This window comes from Amycolatopsis sp. NPDC104863 (genome assembly GCF_055582965.1).
Genome location: NZ_JBVJOW010000001.1, coordinates 117996 through 129728, shown reverse-complemented (window position 1 = coordinate 129728; position 11733 = coordinate 117996). Strand labels below are relative to the sequence as shown.

Here is an 11733-nt window from a genome sequence, read left to right as displayed (position 1 = left end):
CGGCGTGACCGCACCGCGCCGCCGCTCCGCCCCCGCCACCCGTGCCGCGATCCTCGAGGCCGCCCGGACGCGCTTCGGCGCCCACGGGTTCGACCGCGTCCGGCTGCGCGACGTGGCCGCCGACGTCGGCGTCGACCCGGCGATGGTGATCCGCTACTTCGGCACGAAGGAAGGGCTCTTCGCCGCGGCCGCCGAGTTCGACCTGGACCTGCCCGACCTCACCGGGGTGTCGGCGGACGACCTCGCGCGGGTCCTGATGCCGCGCTTCTTCGGTGTCTGGGAGGGCAACGCCGGCTTCCTGTCCCTGCTGCGCGCCGCCACGACGAGCGCGGCCGCGGCCGAGAAGATGCTGGAGCTGTTCACCGCCCAGGTCACCCCGGCGGTGGCCGCGGTCGTGCCCGACCGGGCCCCGCAGCGCGCCGCGCTCCTCGGCTCCCAGATCCTCGGCCTGGCCCTGTCCCGCTACGTGCTGAAGGTGCCACCGCTGGCGGACATGGGACGCGCGGAGCTCGAAGCCTGGGTCACGCCGGTCATCCGCCACTACCTCACGGACCCGGCGTGACCGCTCAGCCGGCCAGGACCACCGACCGGGTCAGGTGCGCCGGGCGGTCCGGGTCCCGGCCGGCCGCCAGCGCCAGCTCGACCGCCAGCCGCTGGACGGCGACCAGCTCCGCCAGTGGGTCCAGCCGGCCCTGACGGAGGTGGGCGCCGGTCGCCTCGATCTGCCGCACCAGGCCCGCGTCCAGGGGCGCCAGGCTCCACACCGCCCGGCCCGGCGCCGCGACCGCGATCGGGCCGTGGCGGTACTCCATCGCCGAGTACGACTCCGTCCACCAGGCCGCCGCCTCACGGACCTTCAGCGCGGCTTCGTTCGCCAGCCCGCCGTGCCAGTCCGCGCCGAGGAAGGAAATCTGGGCCGCGGCGAGCAGTTCCGGCTCGAGCGGCTCGGCCAGGGCCCGGGAGACGTCCGCCAGCGCGCGGTCGACCGGCAGCCCCAGGTGCGCGCGCAGGAGCAGCAGCTGCGTGGTCGGGAAGCGCGTCTGGACCACCGACCGCTCGTCCGCGTACGGCAGGGCGACCACGTCGTCGGACAGCTCCGCGGCCGGGGAGCCGGCGACCGCGGTGATCGTCGTGACGCGGGTTCCCGGGCGGGCCCGGCCGATCGCGGTGAGGATCTCCGTCGTCGTGCCGGAGCGGGTCATCACCAGCAGCCGGTCGTAGGGCCGGTCGAGCTTCGCCTCCGACGCCGGGAAGACGTCGGTCAGGCCGAGCCCGGCGTCCTCGCGCAGCTGGGCGTAACACTGGGCCATGAACAGCGAGGTGCCGCAGCCGACCACCGCGACGCGCTCCCCCGCGGCGGGCAGCGCGGGCGCGTGGGACGGCAGTTCGCGCAGCACGCGCGCCCAGCACTCCGGCTGGCTGGTGATCTCGTCGAGCGTGTGGGACATGGTTCTCCTGGGGTCAGTGGCCGAGGACGGCACGCAGGGCGGGCTGGAGGCGGTCGCCGTGCGCGCGGACGAGGTCGTCGCACAGCTGGAAGATCCGCTCGACCGGCAGCGCGGCGGCGGTCGCGGGATCGGTCATCGCGGCGTGGCGGATGTGCCGCGGGTCGTCTTCGACGGCCGCGCGCACGACGAGGTCGTTGACACTCAGGTACGTCCGGTTCAGCGCGGCGAGCTGCGGGGGCAGCGCGCCGATCCGGGTCGGCCGGACGCCGGTGCCGTCGACCAGGCACGGCACCTCGACCACCCCGCCGGCCGGCAGGTTCTCGATCAGGCCGTGGTTGACCACGTTGCCGTACACCGTGCGCGGGGTCCCGGTGAGGACACTGTGGACGATCTGCGGCGCGTACTCCTCGGTGCCTTCGACGGGCAGCGGCTCGTCGGCCGCGACCGCCCGCCGCGTCCGCTCGTACTCGGCCTCGTTCTCCGCGACGATGTCGAGGTAGGCGCCGATCGGCAGCCGCAGCCGCTCGACTTCGCTGTCGTGCTTGAGGTACCAGGGCACGTACTCGGCGGAGTGCTCGCTGGTCTCCGTCGGGTAGAAACCGAGGCGCCGGAACATGTCGAACCGGACGCGCCGCCGCAGCTGCTCGTCGGCCGCGGCCAGCTCGGCCAGCCGCGGGTAGAGGTCGGCGCCCCCGTGCTCGAAGCGCAGCACCCAGGCCTGGTGGTTGACCCCGGCCGCGACGTAGGTGACCTCCTCGAACGGCACGCCGACCAGCTGTGCGAGCCCGTGCACGGTCCAGTACACCGAATGGCACAGCCCGACGACCCGCGTCAGCCCGGTCGCCTCGGCCAGGTACTGGACGTTCATCGCCATCGGGTTCGTGTAGTTGAGCAGCCAGGCGTCCGGGCAGACGTCGGCGATGTCCGCGCCGAGCGCCTTCAGGAACGGGAACGTGCGCAGCGCGCGGAAGATCCCGCCGATGCCGAGCGTGTCGCCGATGGTCTGGCGCAGGCCGTAGCGCGCCGGGACCTCGAAGTCGACGCGGGTCGCCGCCCCCATCCCGATCTGGACCATGTCCACGACGAAGTCCGCGCCCGACAACGCTTCCCGGCGGTCGGCGTGCGCGGTGAGCAGCGGCTTGACCCCGCGGACGGCGGCGATCCGCCGCGCCGCGGCGAGCGCGGTCGCGAGCCGGTCCGGGTCGATGTCGTGCAGGGCGACGTGCACACCGTCCAGCTCGGGGTAGGCGAAGAGGTCGGCGAGCAGGCCCTGGGTGAACACGACGCTGCCGGCGCCGACGAAGGTGATCTTGGGGGTCATGCGGGGTCCGATCCGGTGCGTTCGAGGTGGACGAGGACGTCGTCCCACGTGGCCTGGCCCGCGGTGCCGCCGCGGGCGCGGACCGAGAAGCCGCCGCAGACGACGCCGCAGCGCAGCGCCGTCGCGAGCGGCAGCCCGGCCAGGACGCCGGCGAGGAACCCGGCGTCGAAGCTGTCCCCGGCGCCGACCGTGTCGACGGCGGCCGCCGGAGCGCCGGGAGCGAAGGCGAATTCGCCGCCCTGGCAGCAGAAGGCCCCGGCCTCGCCGTCCTTGACCACCACGGCGGGGCCGCGGGCGGCCAGCATCGCGGCGGCCCGCCGCGCGTCGGGCACGCCCGCCAGCCGGACGGCCTCCGCGGCGTTGGGCAGCAGGAAGTCCGTCTCCGCCAGGAGGCCGCCGACGTCCCAGGTCCCGGCCGGGTCGTCGTTGGTGTCGACGGACGTGGTCGCGCCGTGCTCCCGGGCGGTGCGCAGCAGGGCGGGCAGATCGGCGGCGAGCTTCGGCAGCAGGAAGTACGACGACGCGTGGACGTGCCTGCTGGTGGCCAGCAGCTCCGGCGGGACGTCGGCCGCGGACGTCGTGGCGAGGGTGCCGGGCGCGGTGACGATCGCCCGGTCGCCGTCGCGGGTGAGGACGGTGGTCAGCGGGGTCGGCAGGTCCGGGTCGGTGCGCAACGCCGTGGTGTCGACACCGCGTTCCTCGAGCGCGGCGCGGACGAACCGGCCGCCTTCGTCGGCGCCGACCCGGCCGGCGAGGGCGACCTTCAGGCCCAGCCGGGCGGCGCCGGCGGCGGTGATGGCGCCGGAGCCGCCGAGAGTGAGCGTGCCGAAGGGGGCGAGCTGTTCGCGCTGGCCGAAGGCGAGGTCCGTCCGAAGTGGACCGAGGATGACGTCGGGGTTGGCGTCGCCGACGACCAGGAGGTCGAAACGGTGCATGGTCAGCCCTTGAGCCCGCTGGTGGTGATGGACTGGATGAACGTCTTCTGCGCGCCGAGGAAGGCGAGCAGCACCGGCAGCACGGTGATCACGTTGCCCGCCATCACCGCGGCCCAGTTCGTGTGGTGCTGGCCCTGGAAGGTGGTGAGGCCCAGCTGCAGTGTGTACGTCGTGTCGTGGTTGAGCGCGATGAGCGGCCAGGTCAGGTCGTTCCAGGTGCTCAGGAACGTCAGCACGGCCACCGTGCTCAGCGCGGGCCGCGAGAGCGGCAGCACGATCGTGACCAGCACCCGCAGCCGCGAGCAGCCGTCGATCCAGGCCGCTTCTTCGAGCTCCCTGGGCAGGGACAGGAAGAACTGGCGCAGCAGGAACACCGCGAACGGCGTGACCAGGGACGGCACGATGAGCGCGCCCAGGCTGTCGATCAGGCCGAGCTGCTTCATCACCAGGAACGTCGGGATCATGGTGAGCTGGAACGGGATCGCCATCGTCGCGACCATCAGCCCGAGCAGCACCCGCGACCCGGCGAAGCGCATCCGCGCGAACGCGTACCCGCCGAGCGTGCCGAACAGCAGGTTGGACGCGACCGTCACGGCCGAGACGATCAGCGAGTTCGTGAACCAGCGCACGAAGAGCGCGTTGTCGAGGACGTAGCGGTAGCCCGAGAAGTCCACCCGGGACGGCCACAGCGCGGGCGGGAAGCGGTTGATCTCGGCGTTGCTCATCACCGAGCTGAGCAGCAGCCACACCAGCGGCGCGGCGAACACGAGCGCCAGCGGCACGAGCAGCAGGTGCCACGGGCTGAAGGGCAGCCGCGGCCGCCGCAGCACGGGCAGGACGCGCGGGGCGGGCACACTGCCGATCCGGGTGGTCATCGGAGCACCTCCCGCCGGCGGCGCAGCAGGCGGACGGCCACCACGACGACGAGCAGGGCGAGCGCGAGCACGTAGGCCGACGCCGCGCCGTACCCGGCGGTGAAGTTCTTGAACGCCTGCTCCCAGACGAAGTAGACGATCACCGTGGTGGAGCCGAGCGGGCCGCCCTTGGTCGTCACGTAGACCAGGTCGAACACCTGCAGCGACGTGATCAGCTGCCACAGCACGAGGAACGCCGTCACCGGGGTGACCGCGGGCAGCGTCACGTGCCGCAGCACGCGCCAGGTGCCCGCGCCGTCCAGCCGCGCGGCCTCGACCAGCGACGGCTCGACGTCCTGCAGCGCGGCGAGGTAGACCACGACGCAGAATCCGGCACCGCTCCACAGCGTGATGCCGACCAGCACCAGCAGCGCCTGCCCCGGATCGGTCAGGAAACCCTGCGGGGAAACGCCGAGGTGGTGCAGCAGCGAGTTGGCCGCGCCGAACTGCGGGTCGAGGATGAACGAGAACAGCACCCCCTGCGCCGTCGCCGAGAGCACGAACGGGACGAACACGAGCGTCCGGTAGACGCCGATCAGCCGGATGCGCCGGTTCAGCGCCTGCGCCAGCAGGAAGCCGAACACGATGCTCAGCGGGACGTAGAGCACCGTGTACAGCACGGTGTTCCAGACCGCCTGGGCGAAGTGCGGGTCCTGGGCGAGCGCGGCGTAGTTGTCCCCGCCGACCCACCGGCTGGGCGTCACGAGGTCGTCGACCTGGAACGACAGCAGCAGCGACCAGGCCACGGGCACCACACCGAGGCCCAGGATGATGAGGACAGCGGGCGAGACGTAAGCCCAGGCGGCGGCGGTTTCGCGCCGCCTGCGTTGAATGGGGGTGACGGTGATGGGCCTCGGCAGTCCGGGCATGGCGGCTCCCTATCGCGGAATGATCAGGGCGGCGTTCGCGGCCGCGGCGCAGTCGCGCAGCGCGTCGGCCGGGGACGCCTGGCCGAGCAGCACGGCGACGATCGCGGTGCCCAGCGCCGCCGACACCTGCGGATAGGCCGGGTGCACCGGGCGGACGCGGGCGTGGTCCAGCGCGTCGACGAACACCGGCAGGCCCGGTGTTTCGGCGGTTTTCGCCTGCCACGCGGGCAGTTGCTGCGTCCGGCGGCTCAGCGGGAGGCTGCCCGCGCCGTCGTCCCAGCGGACGTCCTGGGCCGGGTCCGCCAGCCAGGACAGGAAAGTCCGCGCCGCGTCGACCCGGGCTTCGCCGTTGTCGAAGAGCGTCCAGGTGTCCGGGCCGGAGATGGTCACCGGGCGGCCGCTGAAGCTGGGCAGCGGCACGACCGCGTAGTCGATCCCGGCGTCGGTGATGTCGGGCAGCTGCCACGGCCCGGTCGGGACCATGCCGATGTGGCCGGCTTCGAAGGCCTGGTACATCTGCTCGCTGCCGGTCTTCGGGTCGAGGTAGACGGACTTCGCCGCGGCGAGGTCGCGGACGACTTCGAGCGCGCGCACGCCCTGGCCTTCGAACCCGATGCCACGCCCGCCGGCGCCGATGACGTCGCCGCCGAGGTCCCACACCATCGGCCACAGCCGCCACACGGTGTCCTCGTCGCCGGTGGCGGGCCACGCGGTGCCGAAGGTGCCGCTGCCCGGGTCGGTGAGCTTCGCGGCCACGGCGACGAAGTCGGCCCACGTCCAGCCCGCGGCGGGCAGCGGGATCCCGGCCTGGTCGAACAACGTCCTGTTGCACACCACGGCCAGCGAGTCGAGCAGCGCCGGGACCGCGCGGGCGCGGCCGTTGACCGTGACCGCTTCCCGGGCCGGCGCCCAGAAGCCGGGGCCCGCGTCGACGAGACCGGTGACGTCGACGACGCTCGGGCTGCGCGCCACGCTGGCGAGGTCCGAGCCGAAGACGTAGGCGATGTCCGGGAACGACCCCGACGCGAGCGCCGCGGTGATCTTCTGGAGCATCGCGTCGGCGAGGACACCGCCGCCCAGGTCGATCCGGATGCCGGGGTGCGTCCGGTGGAAGTCCGCGACGAGCGCGTCGAGGACCTTCTTGCCGGTGTCGGTCTGGCCGTGCCAGACCTCGACCGTCACCGGACCGCCGTCGCCCGTCGTGGCCGCGCCGCACCCGGCCACCGCCGTGCCGAGGGTGAGGCCGCCGACCCCGCGGAGGAAGCTCCGCCGGTCCATCAGCAGGTCTTGCGGACGTAGCCGGACTCGCCCTTCGGGACGACGTCGAGGTCGCGGCGGACGATGCTCAGCGAGCTCCACCGGCTGCAGGCGGTCTTGAGCCCGCTGTCGATGTACTCGATGACGATCACGTGGTCGCCGAACGCGGGCGTGAACTCACCGCAGTTCTTCTGCTGCCCGCACTCTTCGGCGATGGCGAAGTCGAGCCCGTTCGCCTGGCGCTGACCGGCCAGCTCGGAGGTGTTCTTCTGCGCGATCGCGAGGCCCTTTTCGTGGGCGTGCGCGGACAGCAGGCGGATGTAGGCCTGGGCGTTGCTGTCGGACAGAAGTCCTTTCGAGCGCGTGAAACTGTCGTAGTTGTCGGGTTCGATCGCCTGGTAGCCCTTGGCCGCGCAGTCGTCGACCCAGGTGTCGACCTTCGCGGCGACGCGGGTGCGCTTGTCCGCGGTCCGGAGGTCGAGCAGGGCCTCACCCCAGTCTTCGTCGACGACCACCTTGCCGCCGGCGTCGCGCAGCAGGAGGTCGTTCCACTCCCCTTCGGCGCCGGGCTGGGCCTGGAAAGCGTTGACGTAGCAGATGTTGTAGAGCCCGGCGGCGGGCTGGGCGGTGTGGTCGCGGCTGACGACCTTGACGTCGGCGGCCGGGGTGTAGGCGCCGCCGATCTGGTAGTCGAAGCCCGCCTTGACCGGCGGGGGCGTGGGCGCCGCGGCCGGCGCGGCGGCGGCCGAGCACGCGCTGCCGCCGAGGATCGCGGCCGAGCACGCGGCGACGGTCAGGAACCGGGTGCGGGAGAAGGGCATCATCGGTCTCCGGATGATGGTGGGCACGACCCCGCCTCGGACGCCGTGCACGTCCTGGCGACTCAGTCCGGGCTCGCGGCGGCGGCCGACATACCGGCTGGGCGTACCTCTCACGCCGGGACAGAACCACGCCGACGTGCCGAGAAGTAAAACCAGCAAGTCCGCGCATGTCAAGTGCTCGATGCTGATCGCTTGGAGCGACGATCACGCACTCGCGAGCACGGCGGACGGCCTGCCTCGGGTCGCTGAGCGTCGTGACAGGGGCAGCAAGCCGAGCTCGTCCGCCGCCGGGACGTCCGAACACCGGCGGCCGCGCCCCGCTGCGCCGAAAGGGCAGCTTCGAGGGACGTTCGTACCCGACCCGGCCCGCCGGGCGTTGACCGCGCCGGGGCGCGTACCTACCGTTCGGCCACCGGCGGATAAAGGGTCTGGACCACATGGCATCCGCCCCTTCCCAGGAGGTGCCAATGCTTTCCAGGCGTACCTTCGTCACCGCGGGGCTCGTGGCCGCCGCGGCCGGCACACCGCTTTGGTCCGCCCTCGCCGCGCCGCGGGCGCGGGCCGCCGCCGCGCTGCCGCTGACCCTGAAGAACAACTCCGGCAACGGCACCGTCTACGCCTACGTCAGCGGCGCCGACACCTCGGGCTGGCCCGGTTTTGTCACCGCCGACGGCCGGTTCCAGCGGCTGCCCAACCCCTCTTCACCGGTGACGCCGATCCCCGACTACGCGATTCCCTTGAGCGGCTCGGGATCCCAGGTCACGGTGATGCTGAACGACTACATCATCGGCGGTCGCGTCTGGTTCTCGGCGGACAAGAAGATCCAGTTCTTCGTCAACCCCGGGCCCGGACTGGTGCAGCCCGGCTTCACCAGCTCGGACCCGAACTGGCAGACGAACTGGACCTTCTGCGAGTTCACCTACAACAGCGCGAACCTCTACGCCAACATCAGCTACGTCGACATGGTCGCGCTGCCGGTGTCCATGGCCACCACGGGCGCGGCCGGCGCGCAGTCGGTCAGCCCGCTGCCGGACGGCGCGCTCGCCGCCATCGCCGACGGGCTGCGCGCCCAGCACTCGACCGACGGCGCGCCGTGGGACCGGCTGGTCGTCACCGACGCGTCCGGGAAAGTGGTGCGGCTGCTCGCGCCCGGGCACTCCCCCGTCGATTTCGGGGGTTACTGGAACAACTACCTGAACGCGGTCTGGGACCACTACCGCTCGACGCCGCTGACGGTCAACGGCCAGGGCGCCATCGGCTCCTACACCGGCACGGTCAGCGGGGACACGCTCGTGTTCGCCGGTCTCAACACCAACGGCGTCCCGTTCACGAAACCCAGTGCGGTGGACATCTTCGGCTGCGCGAGCGGGCCGCTGTACAACTCCGGCGGGGACGCGCGCGGGGCCGTCGCCGCGCGGCTGGCCGCCGCGCTCAACCGCAGCAGCCTGCTGGTCGGCGGCGGCAACAACCAGCCCGACGGCGTCGCTCCTTCGCAGTACTACCAAGACGCGACGACGAACCACTACGCGCGGCTGGTCCACCAGCACGCGTCGATCGGTTACGCCTTCCCGTACGACGACGTCGGCCCGACCGGCGCCCAGCCGGTCGACGGCCACCTGCAGGACCCGGCGCCGACGTCCTGGACCGTCGCTCTAGGCCCGGGCGCGGGCGGCGGCACCACACCGCCGCCGGGCGGAGGCGTGGGCGCGTACTCCACGATCCAGGCCGAGTCCTACAGCGCGCAGAGCGGCACGCAGAACGAGGCGTGCGGCGACACCGGCGGCGGCGTCGACGTCGGCTGGATCGCCGGCGGGGACTGGCTGAAGTACTCCGGTGTCGACTTCGGCTCGGGCTCACCACGCCAGTTCGTCGCCCGCCTGGCCTCCGGCGCGGCCGCCGGGGTGAGCGGCGCGATCCTCGCCCGGCTGGACAGCGTGAACGGGCCGGTCATCGCCGAGATCGACTTCGCCAACAACGGCGGCTGGCAGCAGTGGCAGACGGTCCCGGCCAACGTCGTCGGCGCGGCGACCGGGGTGCACGACCTCTACCTGACGTTCGGGGGCGGGTCCGCGGACTTCGTCAACATCAACTGGTTCACCTTCACCCGGTGACCGCTCACCCCACGGTGTCGAGCAGCCGGCGGGCGGCCACGGCCGCGCCGTCGGTGCGCATCCGGGCGGCCAAAGCCGTGGCCCGCGCCCGGGTTTCGGTTCCCAGGACCGTTTCGAGGGCGGCCGTCAGCGACTCGGTGTCGGCGGTCGCGCCGTCGAGGTTCACGCCGACCCGCGCCTCCCCCACCCGGGCGGCCCAGTACGGGGTGTCCGCGATCGGCAGCGGGACGACCAGCTGCGGCACGCCGGCCCGGGCGGCCGTCTGCGCGGTGCCCGCGCCGCCGTGGTGCACCACGGCGGCGACCTGACCGAACAGCCGCTGGTGGTTGACCTCGCCGATGGCGAAGCAGTCGGGCACGTCGAGGTCGGCCCAGCCGCGGGAGACCAGCACGCGGTGCCCCAGCGCGCGGATCGCTTCGACGGCCCGGGAAACGATGCCCGGCGCCGGCGGGATGCTGCCGAAGCCGACGTAGACCGGCGGCGGGCCCGCAGCCAGGAAGCTCTCCAGGTCGGCCGGGAGCGGGCGGTCGTCCGGCAGGTACCAGGCGCCGGTCTGGACCACGTCGAGCCCCGGGGTATCCGGCCACGGCCCCAGGACCGGGTCGGCGGCGAGCCAGGGCCGCTCGCTGTAGACGTGGTCGCGGACGTTGTCCACCGGCGGCAGGCCGAGCGCCGCGCGGTGGCCGTTGAGCGCTTCGCGGAACTGCGTGTTCGCGTGGTCGGCGTCGCGCTCCCACAACGCCCAGTTGCCGGTGGTCTCCGGCTCCGGCCAGCCCGGCCGCGGCGGCGGCGCGTGGTGGGGCGAGGGCAGGTTGACCGCCGCGTAGGTCGCGTAGAAGTACGGGATGCCCGAAGCTTCGGCCACCGACCGCGCGCCGACCTGCGCCAGCCCGGCCGCCACCAGCGCGGCACAGCCATCGGCCGCTTTCGGGTACGCCTCGAACTGGGCCTCGACAACGGCGTTGCGGTAGCGGGACAGCTCGGCGGCCGACGGCGGTTGCTCCCCGCTCATCAACGCCCGCATCGACAGCCCGACCGGCACCGGCTCGATCCCGAGGCCGGTCAGCCGCTCGGCGAACTCCTCGTCCGGCGGGGTGCACATCCGCGTCTCGACACCCAGCTCCTGGAGCCGGACCGCCAGCGCCACCAGCGGTTCCACGTCGCCCCGGGTCCCGTACGTGGCCAGCAGCACCCGCATTCCGCCCCACTTCCGCCGATCTTCCCTTACGGTGCGGCAGGAGTGTACGGAGCTCCCCGCCCGGTTCCCGATCCCACTCACGGAGAGAGTCCTCGATGCGCAGTTCGTCCGTGACCACCCCCGATGTCTCGATCGTCTTGCCGTGCGCCGGATTCGCGACGCGCTTCGAAGCGCCCTACTCGAAGGAGCTGCACTGCCTGACCCCCGGCGTCACGGTGCTGGACCGCAGCCTGGCGCCCGCCGTCGAACTGGCCGAAAACGGGCTCGACGTGCGCCTGGTCGTCGTGTTCCGGGCGCACAAGCTCGACACCGTCCGCTACCTCGAGCGGTACGCCCAGACCTTCCAGATCGTCTTCGTCTACCAGGACGAATCGCTGCAGGCCGGGCTCGACGGAGCGATCCGGTCGGCCTTGCCGATGACGGCGGGACCGGTGGCCCTCGTGCTCCCTGACATCGTTGTCAGCGGCGCGGGCAGCACCGGCAGCCTCGGCACCGCGGTGGAGCGCGCCAAGGAGACCGGCTGGAGTGTGGTGGCCACCGAGGAGCGCGATCCCGACGCCCTGCGGCTGACGGGCGCGCTCACCGTCAGCGGGGAAGGCGACGCCGCGACCGTCGCGGCGGCCGCCGAGAAGCCGGCGGACCCGGCGGGCTTCAACGCGTGCTGGGGCATGGTCGCGGTCACCGCGGAGGAGGCGCACCGGCTGCCCGACGTGGCCCGCCGGGACGCGGACAGCCCGCTGGCCGGCGCGGTCGCGCTGATGGTGGAGCGGATCGTGAACTACAACACAGTCGCGGGCTGACGCTCCGGCGGAGACTTCCGGGCAGACTTGCGCCACGACTCGTGATCACCCGAAGGTGT

At 72.8% G+C, this 11733-nt stretch carries 11 protein-coding genes; 3 read left to right on the top strand and 8 right to left on the bottom strand.

Annotated elements, in window-relative coordinates; translation table 11 throughout:
• Positions 1–4: 4 nt before the first annotated feature.
• Positions 5–562 carry a TetR/AcrR family transcriptional regulator gene (locus ACZ63J_RS00600; protein ID WP_465400593.1) on the top strand — a complete coding sequence of 186 codons (558 nt, stop codon included), beginning with the start codon at positions 5–7 and terminating at the stop codon, positions 560–562.
• Positions 563–566: 4 nt separating this feature from the next.
• Here the strand turns inward: ACZ63J_RS00600 and ACZ63J_RS00595 are convergent, their stop codons facing one another.
• From ACZ63J_RS00595 to ACZ63J_RS00565, 7 genes are read right to left on the bottom strand one after another with little or no spacing between them, the layout of a single operon-like run.
• Positions 567–1448, bottom strand: a complete 882-nt coding sequence (locus ACZ63J_RS00595) for an SIS domain-containing protein (protein ID WP_465340067.1) — start codon at positions 1446–1448, stop codon at positions 567–569.
• A 13-nt stretch (positions 1449–1461) separates the two neighbouring features.
• Positions 1462–2769, bottom strand: coding sequence for an alpha-galactosidase (gene melA / locus ACZ63J_RS00590; RefSeq protein WP_465400594.1), 1308 nt, complete (start codon positions 2767–2769; stop codon positions 1462–1464).
• On the bottom strand, positions 2766–3704 hold the full coding sequence (locus ACZ63J_RS00585; protein ID WP_465400595.1) for a carbohydrate kinase family protein: 939 nt from the start codon (positions 3702–3704) through the stop codon (positions 2766–2768). Before ACZ63J_RS00585 ends, melA begins: the two co-directional genes overlap by 4 nt.
• A 2-nt stretch (positions 3705–3706) precedes the next feature.
• Positions 3707–4579 carry a carbohydrate ABC transporter permease gene (locus tag ACZ63J_RS00580; protein ID WP_465400596.1) on the bottom strand — a complete coding sequence of 291 codons (873 nt, stop codon included), beginning with the start codon at positions 4577–4579 and terminating at the stop codon, positions 3707–3709.
• Positions 4576–5487 (bottom strand): carbohydrate ABC transporter permease, encoded by a 912-nt coding sequence (locus tag ACZ63J_RS00575; RefSeq protein ID WP_465400597.1) that lies wholly within the window; start codon positions 5485–5487, stop codon positions 4576–4578. The genes ACZ63J_RS00580 and ACZ63J_RS00575 overlap by 4 nt, the downstream gene beginning before the upstream one ends.
• Positions 5488–5496: 9 nt before the next feature.
• Positions 5497–6765 (bottom strand): ABC transporter substrate-binding protein, encoded by a 1269-nt coding sequence (locus ACZ63J_RS00570; protein ID WP_465400598.1) that lies wholly within the window; start codon positions 6763–6765, stop codon positions 5497–5499.
• Entirely contained in the window at positions 6765–7592 is an 828-nt protein-coding gene (locus ACZ63J_RS00565; RefSeq protein WP_465400599.1) for an endo alpha-1,4 polygalactosaminidase, read from the bottom strand. The genes ACZ63J_RS00570 and ACZ63J_RS00565 overlap by 1 nt, the downstream gene beginning before the upstream one ends.
• Before the next feature lie 440 nt (positions 7593–8032).
• On the opposite strand from ACZ63J_RS00565, the gene ACZ63J_RS00560 reads away from it, so the two are divergent.
• Complete coding sequence (locus ACZ63J_RS00560; RefSeq protein WP_465400600.1) at positions 8033–9676, top strand: beta-1,3-glucanase family protein; 1644 nt, start codon at positions 8033–8035, stop codon at positions 9674–9676.
• A gap of 4 nt (positions 9677–9680) precedes the next feature.
• On the opposite strand, the gene ACZ63J_RS00555 is transcribed toward ACZ63J_RS00560, so the two are convergent.
• Positions 9681–10874 carry a glycosyltransferase gene (locus tag ACZ63J_RS00555; RefSeq protein WP_465400601.1) on the bottom strand — a complete coding sequence of 398 codons (1194 nt, stop codon included), beginning with the start codon at positions 10872–10874 and terminating at the stop codon, positions 9681–9683.
• A 95-nt stretch (positions 10875–10969) separates the two neighbouring features.
• Between ACZ63J_RS00555 and ACZ63J_RS00550 the strand changes: the two genes are divergently transcribed.
• The gene (locus tag ACZ63J_RS00550) at positions 10970–11674 is read left to right on the top strand and encodes a glycosyltransferase family protein (RefSeq protein ID WP_465400602.1); all 705 of its coding nucleotides are present in this window, start codon (positions 10970–10972) and stop codon (positions 11672–11674) included.
• Positions 11675–11733: the final 59 nt, after the last annotated feature.

Excerpts from the sequence above, each read along its gene's own strand:
- ACZ63J_RS00550 (WP_465400602.1), top strand. The coding sequence starts at position 10,970 with ATGCGCAGTTCGTCCGTGACCACCCCCGATGTCTCGATCGTCTTGCCG.
- ACZ63J_RS00555 (WP_465400601.1), bottom strand. The coding sequence starts at position 10,874 with ATGCGGGTGCTGCTGGCCACGTACGGGACCCGGGGCGACGTGGAACCG.
- ACZ63J_RS00560 (WP_465400600.1), top strand. The coding sequence starts at position 8,033 with ATGCTTTCCAGGCGTACCTTCGTCACCGCGGGGCTCGTGGCCGCCGCG.
- ACZ63J_RS00580 (WP_465400596.1), bottom strand. The coding sequence starts at position 4,579 with ATGACCACCCGGATCGGCAGTGTGCCCGCCCCGCGCGTCCTGCCCGTG.
- ACZ63J_RS00575 (WP_465400597.1), bottom strand. The coding sequence starts at position 5,487 with ATGCCCGGACTGCCGAGGCCCATCACCGTCACCCCCATTCAACGCAGG.
- ACZ63J_RS00595 (WP_465340067.1), bottom strand. The coding sequence starts at position 1,448 with ATGTCCCACACGCTCGACGAGATCACCAGCCAGCCGGAGTGCTGGGCG.
- ACZ63J_RS00570 (WP_465400598.1), bottom strand. The coding sequence starts at position 6,765 with ATGGACCGGCGGAGCTTCCTCCGCGGGGTCGGCGGCCTCACCCTCGGC.
- ACZ63J_RS00585 (WP_465400595.1), bottom strand. The coding sequence starts at position 3,704 with ATGCACCGTTTCGACCTCCTGGTCGTCGGCGACGCCAACCCCGACGTC.
- melA (WP_465400594.1), bottom strand. The coding sequence starts at position 2,769 with ATGACCCCCAAGATCACCTTCGTCGGCGCCGGCAGCGTCGTGTTCACC.